The following is a 24,809-nucleotide window of genomic DNA, read 5'->3' as shown; positions in this document are numbered from 1 at the left end:
CGCTCCGCCGGCAAGAAATGCGCATGACGGGAAGGCCTCTGGGGAATATCCATGAATAATTATCTCCTCCTGCCCCACCAAACATGAATGAGAAAAACTCTCTCACTCAAGGCTGGCACGTAGGGTAAGTGAGCGAGCGTCAGGTGGCTTCGACGTCGAACGGGGCAAGCTGGTCTGCGGCCAGGCGTTCAATTACCGGCTCATCTGCGGCCGGATAAACTTTGCTGTCGCTGTCCTTGCCCAACATGGCCGCCAGGGCTGCGGAGGGGGCTGTCTTGAGCGACTTGAGCTGATCCAGTTCGTCGTCGTCAATCAGGGCTTCGCGGATAATGCGGCGCGGATCGTATTGACGGGGATCGAGCTTCTTCCAATCGATGTCGTCAATGTCTACCCCTGCTTCTTCCTTGATGGTTTCGCGCGCGCCGGAAGCCATCTTGCGCACCTCGCGGATGAGGTTCTTCAGCTTCTCCACGTAACCGGGGAGCCGGGTGGGGCCAATCACCAAAACTGCCACGAGGACAATAAGGATCAGCTCAGGGGTATTGATACCAAACACGTTAGGAAGATTACCCTCTCAACACTGAAAGCAACGATTCCTAGCGGTAACGCTTGGAAGTTTTAGCTTCGCAATTTGCGGACGGACAGCCGGGGTTTGGCTGAAATGATTCTAGCGTGCCCCCATCATGCGCGGCAGCGACAATCTGGTCTTTCGCGTTGGGCGCACATCCGTCTCGCGGCCGGGCGCACGGTCGGCCAAGGATTCACGCAGCATGGCCCGTCCGCGATGAATGCGCGATCGCACAGTGCCCAACTTAATGTTTAGGGCGTGCGCCACCTCGTCATAGGAGAGGCCCTCCATGTCACAAAGGACGACGGCGGCACGGAAGTCTGGCGGCAGGGCCTCCAGTGCGGCGGCAATATCCCTGTCCAAGTTGTTGAACTCGAAGGTCCGTTCCGGGCCCGGGTCCGTGCCGGCCAGGCGTGCCGCGGCATCATCGGACAACGTGTCGAAGCGTATGCGCTGCTTGCGGCGGGCCGTATCAAGGAAGAGGTTGGTGGTGATCCTGTGCAGCCAGCCATCGAGGGTGCCCGGCTTGAACTTGTCCAGGGATTTGAAGACGCGCACAAAAACTTCCTGGGTGAGGTCCTCGGCGTCGTGCTTGTTGCCTGTCAGGCGGTATGCGAGCCGGAAGACCTTGGCGGAGTGATTTGTGACCACCTCATCCCATGACGGCGTAACCCAGTGCGCTGCCGGCCCGGTCTGATCCTGGGCTGCAACAGCGGGACGGAGCACGGGGGTGGTGGCTGAACTCATCGCTGCACCTCGCTTCATTGGCTACATCCCCTGATGCGGGGAATCTACGCTACGGGAAGGTTTCCCTGATAGTCCCCACAGTGTGTCAAACAAAGCTGACATTTTGCTGAAGAGTTACGGGGATTGTGCCGTGGGGTTAGGCAGTAGGCTAGAGCTAGATACCGCAACAGTTTAGGAAATACCACCCATGAGTGCCGATAAATCCACCAGCTGGTCCTACGCAGAGGGCCTGCCCGTGGAAGATATTGTCCTGCGACGCGCCCGCGAACGCTCGCACGAGCTGGGTTTGTTCCCTGTCAGCCCCGGCGTGGCGGCCACCTTGACGGTACTGGCGGCAACCTCCAAGGCACAAACAGTGGTTGAGGTGGGCACAGGAGCCGGTGTCTCAGGTGTTGCCCTGCTGCGCGGGCTTGGGCCGCGGGCGGTGCTGACCACCATTGATCCCGATGTTGACCATTTGAAGGCGGCCCGTGAGGCGTTTGCCGAATCAGGGTCCCCCGCAAACCGCACCCGCACCATTTCCGGACGTGGCCAGGATGTTTTACCGCGCCTGACCGACGGCGCCTACGACCTGGTTTTTATTGACGCCGACAAGCCCAGTTTCCCCGAATACGTGAACCAAGCCATCAGGTTGCTGAAATCAGGGGGCCTGCTGATCATCAATGATGCATTGGACAAGGACCGTGTCTCCGATCCGGCCATACGGGAAACCAGCACGGTAATTCTCCGCAAAGTCGGCAAAACGATCCGCGAGAATGAATCGCTGATCTCCGCCATGCTGCCCACAGGCGACGGCCTGCTGCTCGCGGTCAAGCGCTAACAATCCTTTAAAACAATCCGGCGGGGCAGCTTCCGCTGCCCCGCCGGGTAATTCTTAGTGGAGCTAAAAACTATTCGGTAACGCCCACAAGGCATTCCTTAAGGCTGACTGCCTCGTCTGCGTTCATCTCCACTACGAGCCGTCCGCCACCTTCCAGCGGCAGTCGCAGGATCAAGCTCCGACCTTCTTTTGTTACTTCCATTGGACCGTCGCCGGTTCTAGGTTTCATGGCAGCCATCAGAAGTTCCCCTTTTCGTAGTACAAACCCGCATTTGCTGGGATTTCCCTAGCAAAGCGTTTGTGTTGTATCGCTCACAATCATTATTCCGCACTTGCTCACTGGGGTGTTAATCGGTGCCATCCCTGTTGACAAGTGCTACCTGCAAGCCTAGTGCTTTACGGCGGCCATGCCTGTCCGGTGCTGATGGCGGCGAACTGCCACAACCACACCACCCAGACAATCTGCAGCACGCCAAACATGACCAGGACACTCCAGCGGTAGGCCTTGGAGGTGGAGATGAACGCTGCCGCCAGGGCCAGCGGGAACAGGGGCAGCATCATCCTGAACGTGCTGGACTGCGGGTGCAGCACGGCCATGAGGTACAGCAGGTACATGCCGCACCAAATCCGCAGGTCCACGCCGATGGCCCGCACGGCCCTCGAATTCAGGAACAGGGCGGCCAATGCCACCAGCAGCAGCGGCAGCAGAGGGCCCCAGAACGGGCCAACTAGGTCCACGCTGGCGTCGAACCAGGGCTTGAAGAGCACCAGGTCTTCGCCGCGCCAGGCGGTCTCGGTGTCCGTGTAGGCACTCCGGTCCCCTGTCCACCACCAGGCAATGAAAATCCAGGAGAACGCCATCACCAGGCTCACCAACGCCAGCAGTGCCCCGCTGAGCATTTCCTTGGCCGGGAAGGGATCGGTCTTGCGGTGCCAGAGCCGGAGCAACAGATGGATACCCACGACGGCGGCAAACGGCGCACCTGCCGGACGGGACAGGCACATGAGCATCACCACCGGCATGGCCGCCCAGTAGTTGCGTTTAATCAGCAGGTACAGCGCGGCGGCCAGGAAAAACGTACCCAACGATTCGGCGTAGGGAACCTGCAGCACCGGGGAAATCGGGAACATGGCAAAGAATGCCACTCCCCAGAGGGCTGTTGAGGGCGATGCGAAATGCCTGAACAAAACATAGATCATCAAGGCCGCTGCCAGTCCCGCCACGGTTGCCACCACCGCGGCCGCAGGGGCCCAGGCCAGCCCCGTCACGTTGCTCAGCGCACGGGCCAGCAAGGGGAAGACGGGATAAAAGGCCCACTGGTTGGGCTGTGCCGTACCGTCTTCGTTCCTTGGAATGGTGGTGGGGTAGCCGCCGTCGTAGATGCGCTCATACCAGCCGGCATCCCAGCGGTTGATGAACGTCAGGTAGTCGGGCTGCTTGCCGCCCCACGGGGATGCCTCGGCATGCCAGGCGGCGCCCAGCAAGATGGCGAAGGAAACCAGCCGGGCCGCCCCATACAGCAAGGTGACCTTCAGCCACCAGGGCGCCCGGCGCAAAGGGGACAGGAAGCGGCGCAACAGAGCGTAGAGCTCATCGTTGATGGTGGTTGTGGATGTGCCCGCGGAGGAACGCACAGTCATCATGGCCATTCTGGCGCCTCACCGCTGGGCGCGAGGTCCCGGCCGAGCGGCGCTGCCAGCCAACAGCCGGGCTGGTGGTCGTTGACAATCCCCACGGCCTGCATCATGGCATAGGCGGTGGTTGGCCCCACGAACGCAAAGCCGTGCTTCTTCAAGACTTTGGCCAGTTGCAGGGATTCGGCAGTTTTACCCGGAATGGGCTCGCCGGCGCCCCGGACGGCAGCCGGGGCATGGCTGGCCAAAAGCTGGGACAGCGTTGTGCCCTGCGGCAGGGCCAGCAAAGCGCGGGCGTTCCCAATGGTGGCATTGATCTTCATCAAATTGCGCACAATGGAGGCATCCGCCATGAGCCTGTCAATGTCGTCCTGGCCAAAGGCGGCCACCACTGCGGGCTCAAAGTTGCCAAACGCGCGCCTAAAGGATTCACGTTTTCGCAGGATGGTCAGCCAGCTCAGACCCGACTGGAAGGCCTCAAGGCTCAGACGCTCAAAGAGTTCCGCCTCACCCGTGACAGGCCTGCCCCATTCGGTGTCGTGATACTGCTGATATTGCTCATCACGCTCAATCCCGGCCCACGCGCAGCGAGCTTTTGCGTCGGTGCCGCTCACAAGATCCATCAGACCTACCCGTTGCCGGGTGTCTGCTGGAGTGCTGAAACCTCTGATTCGCCCAACTCTTTGACGACGACGGCGGGCCCGGCAACGCCCGCTGCATCGGCAACCACGGCGTCACCCTCGCCAGCAGCGGGAGCCGGGGCACCGGCGTCGGACGTCAAAAGTTCGGCGATGCGCACATCCTTGGCTGCCAGTTCATCACGCAACCGGTCAAGAACCTCATCAACCTGGTCCATGCGGTAACCGCGCAGGCCCAGTGAAAAACGCAATTTGTCCACGTCAGCGGGCTCGGGCGCATCCGGCAGCAGCACCGGTGGCAGATTGGCCACGGGGACCGCCATGCCGTCCTGATACACGGCTGACCCGGCGTCGGGCTTGTTCAAGCCAACAACGTAGAGCACCACCGCGGCAGCCAGCATCACGGCAAGAAAAATTAGGAAGTAAGTCACCAGTCCATCGTGCCAGATGCCGGGCTGCATTAAGCGTTCGTGTCGTAAGCCCCTAGCCTCGTCCAGCAACTTTCGCGCCGGCTTTTCCAGCCATCACCAATTCCACGGCTTCTTCGGCAGTGTCCACCAGGGCAACAATGTCCAGGTCCTGGGTTGAAACAAGTCCCTGAACCACCATGACATCCCTGATCCAGTCCATCAGCGGACCCCAAAAAGCCTTGTCAACCAGAACGATGGGGAACTGGCTCACCTTGGATGTCTGCACCAAAACCATGGCCTCGAAGAGCTCATCCAAGGTGCCCAGACCGCCGGGGAGCACCACAAAGCCTTGGGCGTACTTGACGAACATTGTCTTGCGGGCAAAGAAGTACCTAAAGTCAACACCCAGGCCAACCCACGCGTTCATGCCTGATTCAAAGGGCAGCTCAATCCCCAGACCAATGGAGAGTCCGCCGGCCTCCGATGCGCCACGGTTGGCTGCCTCCATGGACCCCGGCCCGCCACCGGTGATGACTCCCACCCCGGCCTCTGCCAGGCGCCGGCCCACTTCAACACCCACTGCGTAGTAGGGCGATTCGGGTTTGGTGCGTGCCGAACCGAACACGCTGATGGCAGGGCCAATGTCAGCCAGGGCGTCGAAGCCCTGGACGAATTCGCTTTGAATGCGCATGACCCGCCACGGATCAGTGTGGGTGAAGTCGCTGCTGCGAGGTGTCTCCAACAGTCTGGCATCTGCTGTGTCGCGGCCCGAGCCGTTCTTGCGCCAAATACCAAAACGGCGAAGTTGCGGAAGTGGGTTTCGGCTGGATCCTGTTGGTGCGCTCATGGGAACAAGGGTACGTGAAAACATTCCGTGGCTCGGCTCACAACATCTCGTTAGCGTTACGATCCGGGCCGAGCTACCCAAAACCTTTACCGAGTCTTGCAATTGTCGATACATTCGAACCATGACAAATCCCGCACATGCTCCTGCGCTCGTGGAACTCAAGGCTGTTAACAAGCACTACGGCCCTCTCCACGTGCTTCAGGAAATTAATCTGCAAGTGGCCAAGGGCGAGGTACTGGTGGTCATTGGACCGTCAGGTTCCGGCAAATCAACGTTGTGCCGCACCATCAACAGGCTGGAGACCATTGACAACGGCTCCATCACCATTGATGGCAAGGAACTGCCCAAGGAGGGCAAGCAACTGGCAAATCTGCGTGCCGACGTCGGCATGGTCTTCCAGTCGTTCAACCTGTTTGCCCACAAAACCATTCTGGAGAATGTCACTCTCGGCCCCATCAAGGTCAAAGGCATGAGCAAGTCCGACGCCGACAAACTCGCCATGGGTTTGTTGGAACGTGTTGGTGTGGGTCATCAAGCCGCAAAACTGCCCGCTCAGCTGTCCGGTGGGCAGCAGCAGCGTGTGGCCATTGCGCGGGCCTTGGCAATGAAGCCAAAGGTCATGCTTTTTGACGAACCCACCAGTGCACTTGACCCGGAAATGATCAACGAGGTCCTTGATGTCATGGTCGAACTGGCCAAGGAGGGCATGACCATGGTGGTTGTCACCCACGAAATGGGCTTTGCCCGCAAAGCCGCGGACAGGGTCATTTTCATGGCGGACGGGCAAATCGTGGAGGAAGCCACCCCCCAGGAGTTCTTCACCAACCCGCAGACCCCCCGGGCCAAGGACTTCCTGTCCAAAATCCTCACCAACTGACCACCAGTCTTCTCGTCTTTTTGGCTCCAGTAGCCGCTCATTACAACGGCCGTCATGGCCGTCTATGAAAGGAATCCCCATGAAGAAAATTTTTAGCAGGAAAACCCTCAGCGTTGCAGCCGTACTGACTGCGGCTGCGCTCGCCATGACCGGCTGCGGCGGCGGCGACACGGGCGGCGAGTCCACCAGCGCTGCTCCAGCGTTTGAAGTAGCCAAGGATGTTGCGCTGACAGGCAGCCCCACCTTTGACAAAATCAAGTCCTCCGGCGTAGTCCGCATTGGTGTAAAAGAAGACCAGCCCGGCCTGGGTTACCTTGACGCGGCCACGGGCGAGCGCTCGGGCTTCGACATTGAGATCGCAACGTGGATGGCAGCCTCACTGGGTGTCGCCAAAGATAAGATTGAATTCAAGGCAATCCCGTCAGCAAACCGTGAGACGGCCTTGGCCAATGGGGATGTTGACCTCTATGTGGGCACCTACTCCATCACTGACAAGCGCAAGGCGATTGTTGACTTTGCCGGACCGTACTTCATCACAGGCCAGGGCCTTTTGGTGGCAAAGGACAACACCGACATCAAGAGCGAGAAGGATCTGGCCGGAAAGAACGTTTGCTCCGCTGTCGGTTCCACCCCCATCCAAAACATTCGGGAGAACTTCCCGGAAGCAAAGCCCCAGGAATTTGACCTCTATTCCAAGTGCGTTGAATCCTTGAAGAACGGTGACTCGGACGCCGTAACCACGGACCAGGCCATCCTGCTTGGATTTGCTTCCCAGGACCCGGACAACCTGAAGGTTGTTGGTGAACCGTTCACGGTTGAGAAGTACGGAATCGGCCTGGCCAAGGGCGACACGGCCCTGCGCACTTTCTTGAACAAGACCCTCACCGACGGTGGCGCAACGTGGACCAAGATCTACGAATCCACCTTGGGCCTTTCGGGCACCAAGGTTGATCAGCCTGCCGTAGACCAGTACTAAAAACCCGCCAGTGGTGGTGTTGTGCCAGCTGGCACAACACCACCACTTCGTCCTCTCCAATTCACTGAAAGCGACACTGCCCTGTGAATGTACTTATTGACAACAGTGACCTGTTCCTCACAGGTTTCAAGAACACCGGAATCTTGTTTGTCATTTCCGCGTTCTTTGCCCTGATCCTGGGTACTATCGTCGCCGGCATGCGTGTCTCCCCGGCACCGGCCATGCGTGCCGCCGGAACCTTCTACGTCAATTTTGTCCGCAATACCCCGCTGACACTGATTCTGGCTTTCTTTGCGCTGGGCTACCCCAAGCTCGGCCTGCCCAACATCAGCTTCATGACGGCAGCCATCATCGGCCTTTCCCTCTATACGGCAACTTACGTTTCCGAAGCCATCCGTTCCGGCATCAACACGGTTTCCGTGGGCCAATCCGAGGCCGCTAGGGCCATTGGTTTGCCCTTCATGCAGACGCTGTCCTTGATTGTGCTGCCGCAGGCCTTCCGGTCGGTGGTGCCACCGCTGTTCAGCGTATTTATCGCTCTGCTGAAGAACACCACGGTTGCTGCCGGTTTCTCCGTGTTTGAGGCCGGCTCCATCCGCGCCTACCTCAGCGAACGCGGTGAACCGTTGCTGCCGGGTCTGCTGTGGGTTGCCCTAATCTTTGTGGTGCTTGTCTTGGGCATTTTGACACCGCTGCAACGCTACCTCGAGAAGAAGTGGAGGGTAGCGCGATGAGTTCTGTTCTTTTCGATGTTCCCGGTCCCAAAGCCCGTGTGCGCAATGTTTACCTGAATATCTTCACGGCACTCGTTGTGGTGGGCATCATTGGCTTTATCCTCTACCGGTTCTATGAGTCCGGACAGTTCACGGCAAAGAAGTGGGAGATCTTCACCTTCCCTCTGGTCCAGCAAAAGTTCCTCCAGGCCATCGGGGCCACGCTTAGTGCTTTCGGCGTTGCCGCCATCGGCAGTATTCTTTTGGGCGTGCTGCTCGCCTTTGGTCGTCTGGCTGACAGCAAATGGGTCCGCATCCCGTGTTACTGGTTCACGGAGCTGTTCAGGGCTGTGCCGCTGCTGATCCTGATGATGATCATGTACTACGGCCTCCCCTCGGTCGGGGTCAAGGGCATCACACCCTTCATCGCCGTCGTGGTTGGCTTGGTCCTGTACAACGGATCGGTGTTGGCTGAAGTGTTCCGTGCCGGCATTGAATCTTTGCCCAAGGGCCAGCGCGAGGCCGGATTTGCCGTCGGCCTGACCAAGGGCCAGGTGATGCGCACTATTCTGTTGCCTCAGGCTGTCCGCTCCATGCTGCCTGTCATTATCGCCCAGCTGGTGGTCATTATGAAGGACACCGCTCTTGGCTTCCTCATCACCTACGACGAAATCCTCAAGTACGCGAACTTCCTCGGTTCCCAGGGCCAGTACGGTTCACCGCTGATTCCGGCGCTCATGGTCACTGCAGCGATTTACGTGGGCTTGTGCCTGATCCTGTCCGGCATTGCCAAGTACACCGAAAGCAAGATGTCCTCCCGCGTCAAGGTCGTCAAGGCCGTCAAGGTTGGCATAGCTGGCTAACACCCCTTAAACAACTGACCCGCAGTAGTGGTCGAAAAAGTCACGATTTCCGTGAATTTTCAGCCACTACTGCGGGTCAGTTGTTTAAGAAGGGATTAGCTGAGCCAGCGCGTCAACGCAGCCAGGCACTCGCGGATGTCATCGGCGTGGACGTGCTCGTTGTCGCTGTGCGCCAACAGCGCATCCCCCGGACCAAAGTTGACCGCCGGGATGCCCATCTCACTGAGCCGAGCCACATCCGTCCAACCATACTTGGGCAGCGGTGCACGGCCCACGGCGGCAACAAAGCTGGCAGCGGCTGGCGCGTTGAGACCCGGACGGGCTCCCGCTGCGGCATCCGTGCGCACCATCTCGAAGCCATTCAGGAGCTCACGTACGTGTGCTTCCGCCTGGTCCGGCGTCTTGTCAGGGGCAAACCGGTAGTTGATCTCCACGACGCACTGATCCGGAATCACGTTGCCGGCGGTGCCGCCGTGGATCTTCACGGCGTTCAGTGATTCCCTGTAGTCGAGTCCGTCAACGGTGATGGTGGCTGGTTGGTATTCAGCCAGTCGGGCCAGAATGGGGGCAGCGGCGTGAATGGCGTTCTCCCCCATCCATGCCCGGGCCGAATGAGCAGCCACCCCGGAGGTGGTGGCCTCAAAGCGGATGGTGCCATTGCAGCCACCCTCCACAGTTCCGTTGGTGGGCTCCAACAAAATGCCAAAGTCAGCGTCCAGCAATTCCCGGTTTTCCCGGACCAACCTCCCCAGCCCGCTCTTGGCTGCGGCAACTTCTTCATGGTCGTAGAAGATGAACGTGACGTCCTTGGTGGGTTCACGCAAGGTGGCGGCCAGGGCCAGCTGCACGGCCACACCACCCTTCATGTCCGTTGCGCCGCGGCCGTACAGCACCTCGCCGTCCCACGTGCTGGGCACCGTCCCGCGCGATCCCGGGGTGGTGGGCAGCGGGACTGTATCCAGGTGGCCGGCCAGAATTACCCGCTCCGCCCTGCCCAGCGACGTCCTTGCGACTAGGGAATCACCGTTGCGCGTTACCTGCAGGTGCCCCAGCTTTGACAAAGCCTCCTCCACAGCGTCGGCGAGCGCCCGCTCGTTGCCTGACACGCTTTCAATGTCCATCAGCTCAGCCGTGAGTGCCGCAACATCCGCGTGCAGGTCAAGAGTATGAATAGCTTGTACGACGCCGGTTGCCCCGCCGTCGATGCCGGGCCCGCCTGCCGCTGTGGTGCCGAAAGTTGTTGGGGCGTTGGAGTTAGTCATGGCCCCAGTTTACCGGTGCCAAACGGCCCAAAAATAATTCTTGCCTTCATTCCAATCCGCTCCATCCGCGGCTCCGAAGTACTCTCTGACAGCCCACCGGAGCAAAGTTTTGAAGGCAACGGACACGGGAAGCAAATCGGAATCCTTCCGCTTTCACACTACGGAGATCATCATGAACACCACCTTGAAGTTTGCAAACCGTAAGAGCCTCAGCCTCGGCCTGGGCCTCCTGGCCATCACCGCATTGGGAATCACTTCCTGCAGCGGCGGAACCACCACCCCCACCGCCACCTCGGATGCTCCCATGGCAACCAGCGAAGCTCCCATGGCAACCACCGAAGCAATGGCTGGCGAGTTGGTTGGTTCAGGTTGTGCCGCTTACGCAGCAGCCGTTCCCAGTGGCGCTGGCTCTGTGGCCGGCATGGCAGCTGACCCGGTTGCCACGGCAGCATCGAACAACCCGCTGCTCAAGACCCTGACGGCAGCCGTCTCAGGCCAGTTGAACAAGGACGTCAACCTGGTTGACACGCTGAACTCCGGCGAGTTCACTGTCTTCGCTCCCGTTGATGACGCTTTCGCCAAGATCCCGGCAGAAACCATCGAAGGATTGAAGACGGACTCCGCAACGCTGACTTCCATCCTGACCTACCATGTGGTCCCCGGCCAGTTGGCACCGAGCGCGGTTGCCGGCGAGCACGCAACGGCTGAGGGTGGCAACCTGGAAGTCACCGGCAGCGGCGACGACCTGATGGTCAACGGCGCCAAGGTCATCTGTGGTGGCGTCAAGACGGCCAACGCCACGGTTTACCTGATCGACACGGTCCTGATGCCCCCGGCAAAGAAGTAACTGCCGCGATCTGCTGAACTATCGCGTCAACAAAATGCAACACACGTCGGAGGGAATGGGCTCATGGGGACGGACCATGGCAAGGTAGACAGTATGCGTTTACCTTGGTTGCGGTCCGTGGAGCCCCTGGCACCACCAACCCATGAGGACCTGATCCGCCTCGTCGCCTTGGGCGACGAGGCGGCCTTCGAAGAACTGTACGACGCCGTTGCACCCCGCGTATTTGGCCTGGTGCGGCGGGTGGTGCGCGACCCGGCACAAAGCCAGGAAGTGACACAAGAGGTTTTCATCGACATTTGGTCACAGGCGTCACGCTTTGACGCGGACCGAGGCAAGGCAATGTCCTGGATTTTGGTCATCGCGCACCGAAAAGCCGTTGACAAGGTTCGGGCCAGCCAGGCAAGTTCCGACAGGGATCTTCGCCAAGGCATCAAGGAATACCAGGAGAGTTACGACGACGTCGCAGACACCGTCGAGACCCAGATGGAATCCGAACGCGTCAGGATTGCTTTGGCCTCTCTGACGCAACCCCAACAGGAAGCCATCAGCTTGGCCTACTACGGTGGGTACACACACCAAGAAGTTGCCGAACTGCTCAAGATTCCAGTCGGCACTGTTAAAACAAGAATTCGTGACGGAATGATCCGGCTCAGGGACAGGTTAGGAGTAGCGTGATGGAAAAGCAATTGCATTTACTCACCGGCTCCTACGCCTTGAATGCCCTGGAGAGCAGCGAACGCAACGAGTTTGAGCGCTACGCATTGACGGACGCAGAAACTCTGGAAGAAGTACGCAGCCTCAGCGAGACAGCCGCCCTTCTCGCCTACGGCACAGCCACAGAAGACCCTCCGGCCGCGTTGAAGGCAGATGTCATGGCCGCCATTCGCAACACCCGCCAACTGCCAGCCAGCTCAGTGGTCAGGGACATTTCATCGGCCAGGCGGCGCCCTTCTCAGACCGCCGCACAACAGCTCAACAAGGGCAGCCGCAGCCCCTGGTTGCCGGCCCTGAGCGCAGCAGCAGCCCTGACCATTTTTGCCGGAGTTGGCGTGGGTGGCTGGGTTGCCGGCCAAAACGCAACGCAACGGGACATGGAGGAAAAGCTCGTTGCCATCGAGGCACAGCAGAAGGCTGCTGCGGCCCAGCAGGAGGCCATGCTCAGCATTGTGGGTTCACCCGACGCCAAAATCGCCACCACTGCATTGTCCGACGGCGGAACCGTCACCGTGGCGTCGTCGGGCAAGGCAAACAGGGCGGCAGTCATGGTCAGCGGCATGCCGGCACCTCCGGAAGGCAAGACCTATGAACTGTGGTTCATCTCGGCAGCAGGCGCAGTACCGGCAGGCCTTATGGATCATGCCGACCCGGAAGCCCCTGGCATGCAGGTACTCAACGGGCCCGTGGGCGGCGCAACGCATGTGGGCATCACGGTGGAACCAGCCGGCGGGTCGCCCGCTCCCACCACAACTCCCATAGTGGTGCAAGCCATCTAGGCAGTTTTTTCTCTGCTAGGAATCAGCCCACCGGAGCAATCCGGTGGGCTTTCGGCTCCGAAGTACCTGCAAGTACTTCTACTTCAGGAACCTGCGGTAGAACAAGCAAGCGTTCTAAGGATCCTGATATGGGCAAGCAGAGCACGGCGACAAGGCAACAGAACAGGCGGGCAATTCTGGACGGCGCCCTGGCGGGAGTCATTTCCGCCGGGGTCCTCTTTGCGGTAGCCCAACTCGTCGCGGCATTCTTCGGACCTGTTGCCTCCCCCCTGACGTCCGTGGGATCAACCTTCATTGACTTCACCCCCAAATGGATGAAGAACTTCGCCATTGCCACGTTTGGCACCAATGACAAAATGGTCCTACTGATCTCCATGACCATTGCTGCGGCACTCCTGGCGGCAGCGGCAGGTGTTGTGGCGCGCAAAAGCCTCAAGGCGGGCTCGGCCATGGTGCTGGGCTTTGCCGTCGTCATGGCACTGTGCATCATTACCCGAGCCGGCGCCAGCATCTTTGACCTGGTACCGCTCCTGCTGGGAACAGCAGCAGGCCTGTGGGCCCTGAGGTACTTGACGCCGACAAGCAAAGTCAAACCACACCCAGCGGACACGCCGGTAAACACGAGCCCGGCAGCAGCTGCACAGCCGGTACCGGATACCGGCCCCAGCCGGCGCTCCTTTATCTTGCGCTCGGCAGCCTTGGCAGGGATCGCCGTCGTGGTGGGTATTGGTGGGGCAGTCCTTGCCACCACGCGCAACGCAGTCAACACAGTCCGCGAAGCCTTGAAACTGCCCTCCCCGAAGACCAAGGCAGCCGCGCTGCCTGCCGGCGTCCAAGCGCCTGTTGAGGGCGTGACGCCCTTCGTGACCCCCAACGCAGACTTTTACCGGATCGACACGGCCCTGATTGTGCCCGAGATCGACCCGTCATCCTGGAAATTGCGCGTCCACGGCATGGTGGAGGAAGAATTCACCATGGACTTTGACGAGCTCCTGGCCTCCGAACTCATCGAGAGCTACGTGACCTTGACGTGTGTCTCCAACGTGGTGGGCGGCAACTTGGCCGGCAATGCAAAATGGTTGGGATTCCCTTTGCGTGAGGTGCTTGCCCGGGCCAAGCCCAAGGACGGCGCAGACATGGTGCTCTCCACCAGCATCGACGGTTTCAGCGCCTCAACCCCCCTGCCCGTGCTGCAGGACGACCGCAATGCGATGCTCGCAGTGGGCATGAACGGTGACCCGCTTCCGTTGGATCACGGTTTCCCCGTGCGCATGGTTGTCCCAGGCCTGTATGGCTTTGTTTCAGCCACCAAATGGGTTGTGGACTTGGAAGTCACCACCTTCGCCGAAAAGGCCGGCTACTGGACCTCGCGCGGCTGGTCCTCACACGGTCCCATCAAGACTGCATCACGCATTGAAGTGCCACGCGCCTTGGGCAGGGTGCCCGCCGGGAAGGTTTCCATTGGCGGCAGTGCATGGGCCCAAACCAAGGGCATTTCCAAGGTGGAGATACAGCTCGACGGCGGCGCATGGCAAGTCGCGCAGTTGGCGGACGAAGCATCGGTGGACACCTGGCGCCAATGGTCGTATATCTGGGACAACGCCCCCGCCGGAACTCACAAAGTACGGGTCCGCGCCTATGACGCTGACGGCGAATTGCAGATAGAACAGCAGGCGCCACCGGAACCCGATGGTTCCACGGGCTGGCATTCCATCACCTTCAATGTCACCTAGGCACAACCAAAAAAAGGAGGCATTGGCCGGGGAGTTACTCCCCCGCCAATGCCTCCTTTCTTTCTTTAATCCACTTCCTTGGCCATGGTGCACCAGCAAGTCAAAAAAGATTTCTCCCCAAAGTTCAGTGACATGTTCCATAATCATTGGGTTGCATCCTTTGGGTGGGGTTTGTAGCGAATGTACTGGGCAGATGCCCAAAATTGCGGGCAACCGGACCAATCCGGCTTGCCAACCGCGGGACCATGGTGGTCACCGGGGTACCTAACAGCGGAGGTCTCGGCTATGTCACGGACGGTAATTGCGTTTCTTCACATGAGGGGCGAGTCGAAACCCACCAAGGTGGGGCATTTTCCCACGAGGGTCCATCATCTGGCCCTCGTCGTGGCGGTGGGCCTGTGCATGATGGTGGGGGTGGTTCCCTCCCACGCCGCTGACACCACTCCCATGGCGGAGGATCCTGGACCGGTTGGCAGTTTTGCGTGGAAGGGCTTCAACTGGCAGAAGCGTTTCTGGGGCGGAGCCCCGCAATACAACCAGAGCTTCGATCCGGCCAACGTCAGCAGCCCCGATGCGAACGGCCATGTCACCATGACGCTGTCCAATCCGAGCGGATCCGCACCGGCCGGCGCGGAGTTCCAGTCGACGCGGGAAGGGTTCGGCTATGGCACCTACAGCACCACGGTGGAGAAGGACGTCAGTGCGCTGGCGAAGGAAGTGGTCTGGGGCTGTCTGTTCACCTACGACCCGGAGGCGACGCCAGGGTTCAACGAAATCGATTTGTGCGAAGCCTCCGCTTGGGGCGGCGGAGCCAGCTACGGCGAGTCCTGGCCCGTCACCCAAGGGCACGGTTACTGGTTCGACGCCGGCAAGCCGCCTGGCGAGGGAAACAGCACCATCACCTTTGACGTGACAAGTGATCTCATCCTGACCCACAAGATGGTGTGGGAACCGGGCAAGCTAACCTTTGAAACGTATGCTGGCGAGGGCTACACGGGAACCTTACTCAAACGCACTGTCATGGTGGGCTCCACTGTGCCGGTACCCGCCAAGGAAGCCATCCACTTCAACCTCTGGGTAACCGGAGGCGGCGGCGGCGATCCGGCACACGTTGCCCCGGAAACTGTCACTATTCGTGACTTTTCCTTCACCCCGCCGGCCAGCGAACCGTTGACGCTCACTGCCCCTACACCCACCATCAGCGGGACATTGCGGACGGGCAGCACCTTGACGGCCAACCCCGGCACATGGACCTCGGGCGCAACCTTCCAGTACCAGTGGTACCGCTCGGGCGCAGCCGTCACGGGGGCAACGGGAAAAACCTACAAGCTGGTCAAAGCCGACGCTAACAAAACCATGATGGTGCGTGTCACCGGATCCAAGTCCGGCTACACCACAGTGTCCAAGGACTCTGCATTTACCGCACCCATCAGGTAAGACCACTGTGGCCGGGAACTGCGAAGGGAACTTCGCAGTTCCCGGCCACTGGGCAGGCAAGGCGTTCGCTACGCCTTGCGCTTGCGCACCGGAACAATACGCTTGACAGCCATACCGAGTGCCAGCATCGCGAATGCTGCCAAGGCGAACCAAAACAGCTGGCCAGCTCCGGTCATGGCGAGTGCTGCCGATCCTGCTCCTGCGGCCATGGGGGCTGCTGGGTTGTCGTACATATTCCTTACCAAACTTTCTTCTTGTTAAAAATTGCATCCAAGTAAGCCTTGGCGTGAACCACTTGCAGGAACAGGTCGATGACTGTCTCGTACATGGTGGCCGCCAACAGCATGTACTTCCAGCCCCTGAGCCGCACCGTCACAATCCGCTCGAGCACGAAAACGCCTGTCACTGCCATCCAGAATGCGTGGATGTGCAGACCGGCCCCTGAACCCAGGGCAACCGCTATGGAAGAGAAGTAGGCGATGGTGACAAGAACGCCGATCATCGACAGGACCTGGCGGCCCCAGTAGGGGCGCGTGACCTTGGTCCAGCCATACTGCACGCAGTTCTCCACGGCGCCCCGCTTCCACCGAAGCCGTTGGGCCCACAGTTCGCGCCAGCTTGGCATGACTTCCGTGACCAGCGTGCAGTCGGCCGGCGAGGCAATGCTGTAACCCAGAGTCAGCAACGCGAATGACAGTTCGTTGTCTTCCGTCAGGACAGAAGTGTCATAAACCCCGCCGTGGCCGTTGCCGGCCGGAAGTGAACCGTTAACCCTGGCCGCTGATACGCCCTTGAGTGTTTGCACCCGGAACAGTGCTGCGGTTCCTGTCACCACCAAGCATTTCCCGTGGAGCCGTTTCACATCCCGGGCATACCGGGCGTACTCATTGCGCTGCAGATGGCCAACAAAGCCGCCCCCGGGACCGCCCCGAAACACCCCGCCAACAGCCCCCAGCATGGTGTCCGCACTCAAGTGGCACACTGCGTTCTCAATGAAATCCGCCGAGAGCTGTGAGTCGGCGTCCTGGACCAGAATGAGGTCATCTGGGTGCGCGTCTGCGAGGAGCCACCCCAGTGCAAAGTTCAATGCACCGGCCTTCTTGTCCGTGTTTCCCACGGTGCAGATTACTTCCGCACCGTAGGACAAAGCGAGCTGCTCGGTGGCGTCAGTGCAGTTGTCCGCAATGACAATTACCCGATCGGGCCTACGCGTTTGCTGGCCGAGCGATTCCAGCGTCTCGATGATTGCTTCGGCTTCATTGTGAGCGGGGACCAAAACTGTCACCACCCCGCCAACGGCCCTGTGGGATCCCTGTGTCGAAACCTCTGCGGCGTCTGCCGAAACGGTGGGAAGAATCCCCGCACCAAAAGTGTGTTGAGTGTGCATCGAATTCCTCCCTTTGTTTGTGTTTTCTTTGCCGTTTTCTCACTATGGCAGTGGCAACTCAGCCAACGGATAAGAAACCGTCAGGAAAGGAACAAGAGTGCATCAAGAGTCGATCAAGACAATCTTTGGTGCTTGGTAGCACTGGCCTGTTGACATGCTGGGCCCCGGCTGTCACCGACTTCATCGAGTGCCGATAAACTTAGGACCATGACTCTCACAGTTGCAGCGACAGAACGTTCCGCCTATGGCTTCGGCCTCGCCAGCATCACCAGCTCCGGTGATGTTCTTGACGTGTGGTTCCCCGCCCCGGAATTGGGTACGGCCACAGATGCTCTGGGCAACGCCCCAGAGGCCAGCGCCGAGCTCGCAGCATTGGCTGAGGCTGGCGAAGACGCCGACCGCGGCGTGGTCCAGCGGGTAGTATTCGCCCAGATCAACCTGGATGCCGACCCGGCCGACGCCGTGGACGCTTACCTCCGCCTGCACCTGCTTTCACACCGTTTGGTGGCACCGAACAGCATCAACTTGGACGGCATCTTCGGCAAGCTGGCCAACGTGGTGTGGACCAACTTTGGCCCGGCCGCCGTGGAAGGCTTTGAGCTCACCCGTGCCAAGCTGCGCCGTCGCGGTCCAGTAACTGTCTACTCGGTGGACAAGTTCCCGCGCATGGTTGACTATGTGATCCCCGCAGGTGTCCGCGTTGCTGACGCCGACAGGGTCCGTTTGGGCGCCCACCTGGCCGAAGGAACCACTGTCATGCACGAAGGCTTTGTGAACTTCAACGCCGGCACCTTGGGCACATCCATGGTGGAAGGCCGTATCTCAGCCGGGGTGGTGGTTGGTGACGGCACCGATGTTGGTGGTGGCGCGTCTATCATGGGCACCCTGTCCGGTGGCGGCCGGGAGCGCATCACCTTGGGTGAACGCGTCCTGCTCGGCGCCAACTCCGGTGTTGGCATCAGCATTGGCGACGACTCAGTGGTGGAGGCAGGCCTTTACGTCACCGCAGGCACCCGGGTGCGTGTTTTGGGCCCCAAGGACGCCGACGGCGAAGACACGGCTGTGGTGGTCAAGGCCAGCGAACTCTCCGGTGTGGCCAATCTGCTGTTCCGCCGCAACTCCACCACAGGTGGCGTTGAAGCCCTTCCCCGCAAGGGCACCACCGTTGCCCTCAACGAGATCCTGCATGCCAACTAGTGGCTCCCCCGCCACCGGCGGGTCCACTCAAGCATTAGTCGGGCAACCATGAGCAGAGCCAGTCGGCGCATTGTTGCGTGGTTGAGCGTTGCGGCGATCAGCGCCGGCCTCCTCATTGGCGGCGGCGTCTGGCTGAGCAACACTTTCAGGGATGCTCTTGCCCCTGGCTTGTCGCTGGGCTGCACGGCCACTGTGGGGGAAACGAGCTACCGTTTGGCTTTGGATCAAAGCCAAAACGCAGCGTTGATCGCCGCGGTGGCTGTGCAGCGCGGCATGCCTGCACGTGCCGCATCGATTGCCCTTGCCACTGCTTTGCAGGAATCCAAGCTGCGCAATATTGACTACGGTGATTTGGATTCGGTGGGCTTGTTCCAGCAGCGCCCGTCCCAGGACTGGGGAACCGTGGAACAAATCATGGATCCGCTGTACTCCGCCAACGCGTTTTATGACGTCTTGGCGAAAGTGCCCGGCTACGTGGATATGTCCATCAACGACGCCGCCCAGATTGTGCAGCGTTCTGGCTATCCGCATGCCTACGCCCAGCACGAGACTCTCTCCCGGGCTTTTGCCTCAGCACTGACCGGGCAGACACCGCAGGCCCTGAACTGCACACTGCCACCGGCCACCGTCGCCAGCACTCCCGAAGCCATGGCTGCGGCCATGGCCTCGGTCATGGGCCAGGTGCCGTTCACTACCGCCGCTGCTGCCGACGGCAGCGTCAGGGTGCTCATGGATGTCGACGACGCGGCTGGCTGGACCACGGCCCACTGGCTGTTGGCCAATGCAGAACAGTTTGGCATTTCACAGATCAGCTACGCCGGAAAGATGTGGGACCGCACGGCCAATGAGGGCGGGCACAATGTGGGTTGGCAGGCTGTAAGTGCAGCGGTTCCCGGTCAGTTGAGCGTGGTCATGACGGCTGCGCCACCCGTCAATCAGTAGCGTCCGTTAGACCAGCAGTTCCACTACTGGTTGAACGTAGCTGCAAAATGCTTGTGGGTCATCCATGAGATGGGAACTCATGATCAACCGGTCTGGTTCTATGAACCAGGCCCGCTGTTCGGCGAGCGGAACTTCCACAATGCTCAGGGTAAATTCCCGTGCCCGGCGGCCCAGTTCCAGCTCCCGGTTTTCCACCAGGTCAGCCAGAATCTTGTGCCCGCCCAGAGTTTCCCGCTGAGCGGCCATCAGGGCGTACAGCTGTGCCTGTTCCCGTGACCAGGTGACGGCGGCGCCGTAGTGGGCATGTGCCACCCGTTGCAGGGCAGGCATGCCACCTAGCTCGGGGAAGTCCGGAGGGGTCAGCTTTTGTTGATTGTCAGGGAAATTTTGTAGCAGCCTGTTCCACCACACCTCCCATTGGTCCCGCAAGGCTTCAGCGCCTCCCACTCCGGAGGTCAGCAGCGAATGATCTGCTGCCCGGACAGTGGGGGCCACATGGGAAAGGGCCGGGGTGCCAGCACCGTCCAGGCCTGCCACATCCCGAAGATACAGGGCCGTCAGCATTGGACTGCACGTGTCCATTGTGATCCGCCACCCAGGGCCACCTGTGTGATGCATTATTTCAGCCTCCAGCCGCCGCGACTATGGTGCAACAATCCCTACTCCAAGATTACTCCGGCGCACCGAACTAGGCACGGTCAATATCTCCCCCCGACGCCGACCCTCGCGCAGAAGAGGGGGGAAATCAAGGAACGCTCGCGCAGAAGAGGGTGGAAAATATGAAACCCTCGCTCACCCCAAAGCGCTGGTCCATGGCAAACTGCGCGAGCGTTCCCTAAAACGGCCCCGTTGCTGCAGGAGCGTTGGTTAAAAAGGCCCCGCAACTGAGCGAGCGTTGGTGGTTTGCGGGGGGCTAGGGGGTGATGAGGTCTACCAGGTGTCGCCGGAGGGTTGCCAGGCCGTGCTCGGGAGCTGACCACGCCGGCTGCAGAACCATGCGCAGGCTCAAACCGTCGAGGACGGCTATGAGCCGTTCAGCCTCGTCCACCGGCGCCAGAACCTTGGTCGCCAAAGGGCTTTCCATCAATTGCAACACCACCCGTCCCACCACTGCCCCCGTGGCGCGGTAGTCGTCTTGGGCGGCATCGGAAAGTATTGTGTTGGTGCGTGCGTCCAGCATGAACTCCATGTGCACCACGGCGTCCGCACGGCGGGGTTCATCCAATGGCAGCAGTTCAGCTAGAACGCCGGAACACTTCTCCACCAAGGCTTCGCGCTCAGCGGGGAGTTCCTCCGCTTCCAGTGCTTCCAACTTTTCCAGCGCCCGCAGGTGAATGCGCTCAGAATTGACCCTGAAAGCAAACTCCATCAGTTCAGCCTGGTCGTCAAAATAGTGCCGCACCGAGCCCAGTGCCAGACCGGCTCTTTGGGCCACGTTACGTAGCGAAGCTTGTGTCAGCCCTCGCTCGGCGATGAGGTGGAATACGGCATCTGCCACAAGTTCGCGGCGCTGGTCTGCATCAACAATTTTCGGCACACATCTTTTTTAGCACAGATGTTTCACAAATACTCAACCGCAGGACCATGCGGGTCACTATTTGGACGCGGCAGCGTTATTCTTCTTGTCTAGGTACAGCAGAACCAGCAACGCAATCATGACGACCAAGGCACCAATGAAGAATGGCACGAAAACGGCCTTGCCAAGCAGCACCATGATCCCCAACACCACAACCACAATGGGGAAGGCCATGGAGAAGGTGTGCAGCAACAGTGTAGACATTTTCATATTTATTACTTTCATCCCGGGTTACGCAAAGGAAAAGCGGCGGGCGACTCCCCAAGGGAAAGTCTCCCGCCGCCGTCGTACTCTAGAAAAACAGGTTACCGCGAAGGGTACATGCGCTCCGGCTCGCCTGTGTACAGCTGGCGCGGGCGGCCGATCTTTGTCTGCGGGTCCTTCATCATTTCGCGCCACTGGGCAATCCAGCCCGGCAGGCGGCCAATGGCGAACAAGACGGTGAACATCTTCTCGGGGAAGCCCATGGCCTTGTAGATCAGGCCTGTGTAGAAGTCCACGTTGGGGTAGAGCTTGCGGGAGATGAAGTACTCATCCGTCAGCGCAACCTCTTCCAGACGCATGGCAATGGCGAGGAGTTCGTCGTTGCCGCCGAGCTTCTCGAGGATCTCGTGGGCCGTGGCCTTGACGATCGTGGCGCGCGGATCGTAGTTCTTGTAGACGCGGTGTCCGAAGCCCATGAGCTTCACGCCGTCTTCCTTGTTCTTCACGCGCTCAACAAACTTCTCCACGGGCTCGCCGCTGGCCTGGATATCGCGGAGCATGTTCAGCACGGCCTCGTTGGCGCCGCCGTGCAGCGGGCCGAAGAGGGCGTTGATGCCGGCGGAAACAGAGGCAAACATGTTGGCGTTTGCGCTGCCCACCAGGCGAACGGTTGAGGTGGAGCAGTTCTGCTCGTGGTCTGCGTGCAGGATCAGCAGCAGGTCAAGGGCCTTGACCACTACCGGGTCCATTTCGTAGGGCTCGGCCGGCAGGCCGAAACTCAAGCGCAGGTAGTTCTCCACCAGGTTCATGGAGTTGTCCGGGTACAGCATGGGCTGGCCGATGGACTTCTTGTACGCGTAGGCGGCGATGACGGGCATCTTGGCCATCAGGCGGATGGTGGCCATCTCCACCTGCTCGTCGTCGAACGGGTCCAGGGAGTCCTGGTAGAACGTGGACAGCGCGGAGACGGCCGAGGACAGCACCGGCATGGGGTGTGCGTCGCGCGGGAAGCCGCCAAAGAAGCCCTTGAGGTCCTCGTGCAGCATGGTGTGGCGGCGGATGCGCTGATCGAAGGCTTCCAGTTCTGCCGGGGTGGGCAGGTTCCCGTAGATCAACAGGAAGGAAACTTCCAGGAAGCTGGAGTGTTCTGCCAGTTCTTCGATGGGGTATCCGCGGTAGCGCAGGATGCCCTTGTCACCGTCGATGTAGGTGATGGCAGAGGAGGTGGCCGCGGTGTTCATAAAGCCGGGGTCATACGTGACAGCGCCGGTTGTCTTCAGGAGCTTGGAAACGTCGTACCCGGCGTTGCCTTCAACTGCTTCGAGTCGCGGAAGTTCAAGTTCTCCGCCGTCGTAGCGCAGCGTAGCGCTCGTGGAATCAGACATGGAGTCCCCTTCATGAGGTAGCCTTCAAAAGGCTTTGGTTAGTTCAATGCAAGTTTTCCGTCCGCGTGATTTCCGCGTCCGTTGAGGTGAAAACCCAAGAAAAACTCAGCAAATTAAGCGTCCGGTAGCCTAGACGGCTATCTACGAAACTACCGCTTTAAGGGCCTTCAAGACTAATCCTGAGGCCAAAAAGTGGCTACTTTGCACAAAATCACAATGTTTTTGCGCCGAGTCGACTCACTGCTGCGCTAATACGTTCATCACTACCTGTTAGTGCTACCCGGACAAAACCGTTTCCGGCCTCGCCATAGAAGGTGCCTGGACCGGCCAAAATGCCCAGCTCCGCAAGGCGCCCAATGGTTGTCCAGGTGTCTTCCCCGGCCGTGCACCACAGGTACAGTCCGGCTTCAGAATGGTGAATGGTGAGCCCAAAGGCTTCCAAGGCGCCCACTAGCTGTTCCCGCCGCAGGCGGTACTTGTCCTTCTGTTCCTTAACATGCGCATCGTCGCCCAGGGCAACGCGCATGGCCTCCTGGACGGGGTACGGCACAATCATGCCAGCGTGTTTGCGGCTGTTGATCATGTTCGCCATGATGGCGCTGTCGCCAGCCACGAACGCGGCCCGGTAACCGGCCACATTTGACTGCTTGCTCAGGGAGTAAACGGCCAGCAGGCCGTCATTCGATCCGCCGGAAACGCGGGCATCCAGCACACTGGGAACTGCCTCGCCACCGTTTTCGGTGTCCCACGCTCCCCAGCCAAGCTCGCCGTAGCATTCATCGGAGGCCACAACAGCACCAATGGCCCGGGCCTGCTCAACTAGCACCTTCAGCTCGGCCACGCCGCGCACAATCCCCGTGGGGTTGCCCGGGGAGTTGACCCACACCAGGCGCACCTTGGCGAGGGTTTCGGCGTCGAGCTCCGCCAGGGAATCCGCGGCAACCGGGGTGGCTCCGGCAAACACAGCCCCCATGTCATAGGTGGGGTAGGCAACTTTGGGACGGACCACAACGTCGCCGGCACCCAGACCCAGCAGCAGGGGCAGCCAGGCAACCAGTTCCTTGGAACCCACTGTGGGCATGACGTCGGCTGGGTCGAGCCCGGCAACGTTTCGGCGGCGCGCAAACCAGTCAACAATGGCCTGGCGCAAGGCCAGCGTGCCATGCGTGGTGGGATAGCCCGGCGCATCCGCAGCCGCCTTCAGGGCGTCCTGAATCAGGGCAGGGGTGGGGTCCACGGGCGTGCCGATGGAAAGATTCACCACACCGTGCGGGTGCTTGGCTGCCGTGGCCTGATAGGGAGCCAAGGCATCCCAAGGATACTCAGGAAGCTGGAGGCCAAATTGCCGGGACGCGTGCTGCGGGGCCGAGGTCATGGGTAACTAATCAGTCCTGATTCTGCGGCGGCAAGGCAGCAACGAACGGATGGTCGGTGTGCGTGTTGCCAATCTTGGCCGCGCCGCCGGGAGAACCCAAAACATCGAAGAATTCAACGTTGGCCTTGTAGTACTCGGCCCACTCATCCGGAGTGTCATCCTCGTAGTAGATGGCCTCTACGGGACAAACAGGCTCACAGGCGCCACAGTCAACACACTCGTCGGGGTGGATGTAGAGCGAGCGTTCGCCTTCGTAGATACAGTCAACAGGGCATTCCTCAACACATGCCTTGTCCTTGACATCCACGCATGGCTGCGCAATTACGTACGTCACGAACCCCAACCTTCCTCAAAAGTTCAATGGGCGGCGCACAAAAAGCACCGCTTGACCCATTATCCCCCACCACCGCCGTGCCCGCACCTCCGAGAGACTTAGTATGAAGAGGTGAACAGTGCACTTGAGCGCCTGACCCAACTTCCGCTGGGCACGCGCGTGGTAATCCGCTACAGGATCGGCTCCGGCCTCACGGACGCCTTGGGCGATCTTGTGGCCCGTGACGATCTCGGCTGTACCGTCGCCACCCGCACCGGGACCCTCACCATAAAGTTCGACGACGTCCAACTCGCCAAGGCGGTTCCCCCGCCCCCGCCGCGGCGCGAACGCCGTGTGCAGCACTAGCTGCTGACCGGGCGCCTGACGATGCAGCTGCCGTGCCCGCAGGGCCCTGCTTCCTAACGCTCGCGCAGATACGGTATCTGTCAACCTGTTTGAGAGAGATTGACGTTTTGTTGAGTTCGTTGTTTGGGGTCGTTGATGGCGACGTAGGCGTCGATCTGGGGTGCCATGGGTCGGCGGGTGAATCGTGAGGGATTGGCG

General features: G+C 60.1%; 29 protein-coding genes. 13 read left to right on the top strand and 16 right to left on the bottom strand.

Translation table 11 applies throughout. From position 1 onward, the window contains the following. Positions 1-139: 139 nt before the first annotated feature. Together CVS28_RS19045 and sigE are read right to left on the bottom strand one after the other, a co-directional pair. Entirely contained in the window at positions 140-556 is a 417-nt protein-coding gene (locus CVS28_RS19045; protein WP_103466916.1) for a twin-arginine translocase TatA/TatE family subunit, read from the bottom strand. 111 nt (positions 557-667) lie between these two features. Next, positions 668-1,315, bottom strand: coding sequence for an RNA polymerase sigma factor SigE (gene sigE, locus CVS28_RS19040; protein ID WP_103482484.1), 648 nt, complete (start codon positions 1,313-1,315; stop codon positions 668-670). A 187-nt stretch (positions 1,316-1,502) separates the two neighbouring features. On the opposite strand from sigE, the gene CVS28_RS19035 reads away from it, so the two are divergent. Next, complete coding sequence (locus tag CVS28_RS19035; protein ID WP_103466914.1) at positions 1,503-2,135, top strand: O-methyltransferase; 633 nt, start codon at positions 1,503-1,505, stop codon at positions 2,133-2,135. Between the two features lie 70 nt (positions 2,136-2,205). Here CVS28_RS19035 and CVS28_RS19030 read toward each other — a convergent pair whose 3' ends face one another. The 5 genes from CVS28_RS19030 to CVS28_RS19010 all read right to left on the bottom strand — a co-directional run bounded on the left by CVS28_RS19030 (position 2,206) and on the right by CVS28_RS19010 (position 5,665). Further along, positions 2,206-2,373 (bottom strand): DUF3117 domain-containing protein, encoded by a 168-nt coding sequence (locus CVS28_RS19030; protein ID WP_082000207.1) that lies wholly within the window; start codon positions 2,371-2,373, stop codon positions 2,206-2,208. Positions 2,374-2,531: 158 nt separating this feature from the next. Beyond that, positions 2,532-3,785, bottom strand: coding sequence for a hypothetical protein (locus CVS28_RS19025; protein ID WP_243399979.1), 1,254 nt, complete (start codon positions 3,783-3,785; stop codon positions 2,532-2,534). Beyond that, complete coding sequence (locus CVS28_RS19020; protein WP_103482483.1) at positions 3,776-4,393, bottom strand: DNA-3-methyladenine glycosylase I; 618 nt, start codon at positions 4,391-4,393, stop codon at positions 3,776-3,778. The genes CVS28_RS19025 and CVS28_RS19020 overlap by 10 nt, the downstream gene beginning before the upstream one ends. A 5-nt stretch (positions 4,394-4,398) precedes the next feature. Beyond that, entirely contained in the window at positions 4,399-4,839 is a 441-nt protein-coding gene (locus CVS28_RS19015; protein ID WP_243399978.1) for a DivIVA domain-containing protein, read from the bottom strand. A 52-nt stretch (positions 4,840-4,891) separates the two neighbouring features. Further along, complete coding sequence (locus CVS28_RS19010) at positions 4,892-5,665, bottom strand: LOG family protein (protein WP_103482482.1); 774 nt, start codon at positions 5,663-5,665, stop codon at positions 4,892-4,894. Between the two features lie 121 nt (positions 5,666-5,786). Between CVS28_RS19010 and CVS28_RS19005 the strand changes: the two genes are divergently transcribed. The 4 genes from CVS28_RS19005 to CVS28_RS18990 all read left to right on the top strand — a co-directional run bounded on the left by CVS28_RS19005 (position 5,787) and on the right by CVS28_RS18990 (position 9,094). After that, positions 5,787-6,542: an amino acid ABC transporter ATP-binding protein gene (locus tag CVS28_RS19005; protein ID WP_103466911.1), complete on the top strand. Its 756-nt coding sequence runs from the start codon at positions 5,787-5,789 to the stop codon at positions 6,540-6,542. A gap of 79 nt (positions 6,543-6,621) precedes the next feature. Continuing rightward, positions 6,622-7,518, top strand: coding sequence for a glutamate ABC transporter substrate-binding protein (locus CVS28_RS19000; protein ID WP_207767552.1), 897 nt, complete (start codon positions 6,622-6,624; stop codon positions 7,516-7,518). A gap of 83 nt (positions 7,519-7,601) precedes the next feature. Continuing rightward, positions 7,602-8,252: an amino acid ABC transporter permease gene (locus CVS28_RS18995; RefSeq protein ID WP_103466910.1), complete on the top strand. Its 651-nt coding sequence runs from the start codon at positions 7,602-7,604 to the stop codon at positions 8,250-8,252. Continuing rightward, entirely contained in the window at positions 8,249-9,094 is an 846-nt protein-coding gene (locus tag CVS28_RS18990; RefSeq protein WP_103466909.1) for an amino acid ABC transporter permease, read from the top strand. Before CVS28_RS18995 ends, CVS28_RS18990 begins: the two co-directional genes overlap by 4 nt. A 95-nt stretch (positions 9,095-9,189) precedes the next feature. On the opposite strand, the gene dapE is transcribed toward CVS28_RS18990, so the two are convergent. Beyond that, complete coding sequence (gene dapE / locus CVS28_RS18985; protein ID WP_103482481.1) at positions 9,190-10,356, bottom strand: succinyl-diaminopimelate desuccinylase; 1,167 nt, start codon at positions 10,354-10,356, stop codon at positions 9,190-9,192. A 172-nt stretch (positions 10,357-10,528) separates the two neighbouring features. Between dapE and CVS28_RS18980 the strand changes: the two genes are divergently transcribed. The 5 genes from CVS28_RS18980 (at position 10,529) to CVS28_RS18960 (ending at position 15,866) form a co-directional block, all read left to right on the top strand. Beyond that, positions 10,529-11,203 (top strand): fasciclin domain-containing protein, encoded by a 675-nt coding sequence (locus CVS28_RS18980; protein WP_103466983.1) that lies wholly within the window; start codon positions 10,529-10,531, stop codon positions 11,201-11,203. Between the two features lie 93 nt (positions 11,204-11,296). After that, positions 11,297-11,878, top strand: a complete 582-nt coding sequence (gene sigK, locus CVS28_RS18975; protein WP_103466982.1) for an ECF RNA polymerase sigma factor SigK — start codon at positions 11,297-11,299, stop codon at positions 11,876-11,878. Continuing rightward, a complete protein-coding gene (locus tag CVS28_RS18970; RefSeq protein ID WP_103466907.1) occupies positions 11,878-12,696 on the top strand; it encodes an anti-sigma factor in 819 nt (272 codons plus the stop codon). The genes sigK and CVS28_RS18970 overlap by 1 nt, the downstream gene beginning before the upstream one ends. Positions 12,697-12,824: 128 nt before the next feature. After that, positions 12,825-14,429, top strand: a complete 1,605-nt coding sequence (locus CVS28_RS18965; RefSeq protein ID WP_103482480.1) for a molybdopterin-dependent oxidoreductase — start codon at positions 12,825-12,827, stop codon at positions 14,427-14,429. A 285-nt stretch (positions 14,430-14,714) separates the two neighbouring features. Continuing rightward, positions 14,715-15,866 (top strand): hypothetical protein, encoded by a 1,152-nt coding sequence (locus tag CVS28_RS18960; protein ID WP_243399977.1) that lies wholly within the window; start codon positions 14,715-14,717, stop codon positions 15,864-15,866. Positions 15,867-15,934: 68 nt separating this feature from the next. On the opposite strand, the gene CVS28_RS19855 is transcribed toward CVS28_RS18960, so the two are convergent. Together CVS28_RS19855 and CVS28_RS18955 are read right to left on the bottom strand one after the other, a co-directional pair. Then, positions 15,935-16,099, bottom strand: coding sequence for a hypothetical protein (locus tag CVS28_RS19855; RefSeq protein ID WP_165788213.1), 165 nt, complete (start codon positions 16,097-16,099; stop codon positions 15,935-15,937). Between the two features lie 5 nt (positions 16,100-16,104). Then, a complete protein-coding gene (locus tag CVS28_RS18955) occupies positions 16,105-17,253 on the bottom strand; it encodes a glycosyltransferase family 2 protein (protein WP_103482479.1) in 1,149 nt (382 codons plus the stop codon). A 168-nt stretch (positions 17,254-17,421) separates the two neighbouring features. Between CVS28_RS18955 and dapD the strand changes: the two genes are divergently transcribed. Further along, positions 17,422-18,450, top strand: coding sequence for a 2,3,4,5-tetrahydropyridine-2,6-dicarboxylate N-succinyltransferase (dapD, locus tag CVS28_RS18950; protein ID WP_103466904.1), 1,029 nt, complete (start codon positions 17,422-17,424; stop codon positions 18,448-18,450). A 48-nt stretch (positions 18,451-18,498) separates the two neighbouring features. Next, positions 18,499-19,392 (top strand): hypothetical protein, encoded by an 894-nt coding sequence (locus CVS28_RS18945; RefSeq protein WP_103482478.1) that lies wholly within the window; start codon positions 18,499-18,501, stop codon positions 19,390-19,392. A gap of 6 nt (positions 19,393-19,398) precedes the next feature. Here the strand turns inward: CVS28_RS18945 and CVS28_RS18940 are convergent, their stop codons facing one another. The 6 genes from CVS28_RS18940 to fdxA all read right to left on the bottom strand — a co-directional run bounded on the left by CVS28_RS18940 (position 19,399) and on the right by fdxA (position 24,266). Further along, the gene (locus CVS28_RS18940) at positions 19,399-20,010 is read right to left on the bottom strand and encodes a hypothetical protein (protein WP_103466902.1); all 612 of its coding nucleotides are present in this window, start codon (positions 20,008-20,010) and stop codon (positions 19,399-19,401) included. 295 nt (positions 20,011-20,305) lie between these two features. Continuing rightward, positions 20,306-20,929, bottom strand: a complete 624-nt coding sequence (locus tag CVS28_RS18935; RefSeq protein ID WP_103482477.1) for a TetR/AcrR family transcriptional regulator — start codon at positions 20,927-20,929, stop codon at positions 20,306-20,308. 57 nt (positions 20,930-20,986) lie between these two features. Further along, positions 20,987-21,172: a hypothetical protein gene (locus CVS28_RS18930; RefSeq protein ID WP_133159205.1), complete on the bottom strand. Its 186-nt coding sequence runs from the start codon at positions 21,170-21,172 to the stop codon at positions 20,987-20,989. Between the two features lie 101 nt (positions 21,173-21,273). Continuing rightward, positions 21,274-22,557: a citrate synthase gene (locus tag CVS28_RS18925; protein ID WP_103467637.1), complete on the bottom strand. Its 1,284-nt coding sequence runs from the start codon at positions 22,555-22,557 to the stop codon at positions 21,274-21,276. A gap of 211 nt (positions 22,558-22,768) precedes the next feature. After that, complete coding sequence (gene dapC, locus CVS28_RS18920; RefSeq protein WP_103482475.1) at positions 22,769-23,932, bottom strand: succinyldiaminopimelate transaminase; 1,164 nt, start codon at positions 23,930-23,932, stop codon at positions 22,769-22,771. A gap of 10 nt (positions 23,933-23,942) precedes the next feature. Further along, entirely contained in the window at positions 23,943-24,266 is a 324-nt protein-coding gene (gene fdxA / locus CVS28_RS18915) for a ferredoxin (protein ID WP_054012064.1), read from the bottom strand. A gap of 111 nt (positions 24,267-24,377) precedes the next feature. On the opposite strand from fdxA, the gene CVS28_RS18910 reads away from it, so the two are divergent. Continuing rightward, positions 24,378-24,611: a putative acetyltransferase gene (locus tag CVS28_RS18910; protein WP_103482474.1), complete on the top strand. Its 234-nt coding sequence runs from the start codon at positions 24,378-24,380 to the stop codon at positions 24,609-24,611. Positions 24,612-24,809: the final 198 nt, after the last annotated feature.

Origin of the sequence: Arthrobacter glacialis, assembly GCF_002909415.1 — a bacterium.
In the GTDB taxonomy this organism is placed as follows: Bacteria; Actinomycetota; Actinomycetes; order Actinomycetales; family Micrococcaceae; genus Specibacter; species Specibacter glacialis.
This window is presented reverse-complemented; position numbering and strand designations above follow the sequence as displayed.

What these genes read in the sequence shown, in the direction of transcription:
- CVS28_RS18930 (WP_133159205.1), bottom strand. Translation starts at nt 21,172, where the DNA reads ATGTCTACACTGTTGCTGCACACCTTCTCCATGGCCTTCCCCATTGTG.
- CVS28_RS19000 (WP_207767552.1), top strand. Translation starts at nt 6,622, where the DNA reads ATGAAGAAAATTTTTAGCAGGAAAACCCTCAGCGTTGCAGCCGTACTG.
- CVS28_RS18955 (WP_103482479.1), bottom strand. Translation starts at nt 17,253, where the DNA reads ATGCACACTCAACACACTTTTGGTGCGGGGATTCTTCCCACCGTTTCG.
- CVS28_RS18925 (WP_103467637.1), bottom strand. Translation starts at nt 22,557, where the DNA reads ATGTCTGATTCCACGAGCGCTACGCTGCGCTACGACGGCGGAGAACTT.
- CVS28_RS19035 (WP_103466914.1), top strand. Translation starts at nt 1,503, where the DNA reads ATGAGTGCCGATAAATCCACCAGCTGGTCCTACGCAGAGGGCCTGCCC.
- CVS28_RS19855 (WP_165788213.1), bottom strand. Translation starts at nt 16,099, where the DNA reads ATGTACGACAACCCAGCAGCCCCCATGGCCGCAGGAGCAGGATCGGCA.
- CVS28_RS18940 (WP_103466902.1), bottom strand. Translation starts at nt 20,010, where the DNA reads ATGCATCACACAGGTGGCCCTGGGTGGCGGATCACAATGGACACGTGC.
- CVS28_RS19005 (WP_103466911.1), top strand. Translation starts at nt 5,787, where the DNA reads ATGACAAATCCCGCACATGCTCCTGCGCTCGTGGAACTCAAGGCTGTT.
- CVS28_RS19020 (WP_103482483.1), bottom strand. Translation starts at nt 4,393, where the DNA reads ATGGATCTTGTGAGCGGCACCGACGCAAAAGCTCGCTGCGCGTGGGCC.
- CVS28_RS19025 (WP_243399979.1), bottom strand. Translation starts at nt 3,785, where the DNA reads ATGGCCATGATGACTGTGCGTTCCTCCGCGGGCACATCCACAACCACC.
- CVS28_RS18960 (WP_243399977.1), top strand. Translation starts at nt 14,715, where the DNA reads ATGTCACGGACGGTAATTGCGTTTCTTCACATGAGGGGCGAGTCGAAA.
- CVS28_RS19010 (WP_103482482.1), bottom strand. Translation starts at nt 5,665, where the DNA reads ATGAGCGCACCAACAGGATCCAGCCGAAACCCACTTCCGCAACTTCGC.
- CVS28_RS18970 (WP_103466907.1), top strand. Translation starts at nt 11,878, where the DNA reads ATGGAAAAGCAATTGCATTTACTCACCGGCTCCTACGCCTTGAATGCC.
- CVS28_RS18945 (WP_103482478.1), top strand. Translation starts at nt 18,499, where the DNA reads ATGAGCAGAGCCAGTCGGCGCATTGTTGCGTGGTTGAGCGTTGCGGCG.
- CVS28_RS18980 (WP_103466983.1), top strand. Translation starts at nt 10,529, where the DNA reads ATGAACACCACCTTGAAGTTTGCAAACCGTAAGAGCCTCAGCCTCGGC.
- CVS28_RS19030 (WP_082000207.1), bottom strand. Translation starts at nt 2,373, where the DNA reads ATGGCTGCCATGAAACCTAGAACCGGCGACGGTCCAATGGAAGTAACA.
- dapC (WP_103482475.1), bottom strand. Translation starts at nt 23,932, where the DNA reads ATGACCTCGGCCCCGCAGCACGCGTCCCGGCAATTTGGCCTCCAGCTT.
- sigE (WP_103482484.1), bottom strand. Translation starts at nt 1,315, where the DNA reads ATGAGTTCAGCCACCACCCCCGTGCTCCGTCCCGCTGTTGCAGCCCAG.
- dapE (WP_103482481.1), bottom strand. Translation starts at nt 10,356, where the DNA reads ATGACTAACTCCAACGCCCCAACAACTTTCGGCACCACAGCGGCAGGC.
- CVS28_RS18965 (WP_103482480.1), top strand. Translation starts at nt 12,825, where the DNA reads ATGGGCAAGCAGAGCACGGCGACAAGGCAACAGAACAGGCGGGCAATT.
- sigK (WP_103466982.1), top strand. Translation starts at nt 11,297, where the DNA reads ATGCGTTTACCTTGGTTGCGGTCCGTGGAGCCCCTGGCACCACCAACC.
- CVS28_RS18990 (WP_103466909.1), top strand. Translation starts at nt 8,249, where the DNA reads ATGAGTTCTGTTCTTTTCGATGTTCCCGGTCCCAAAGCCCGTGTGCGC.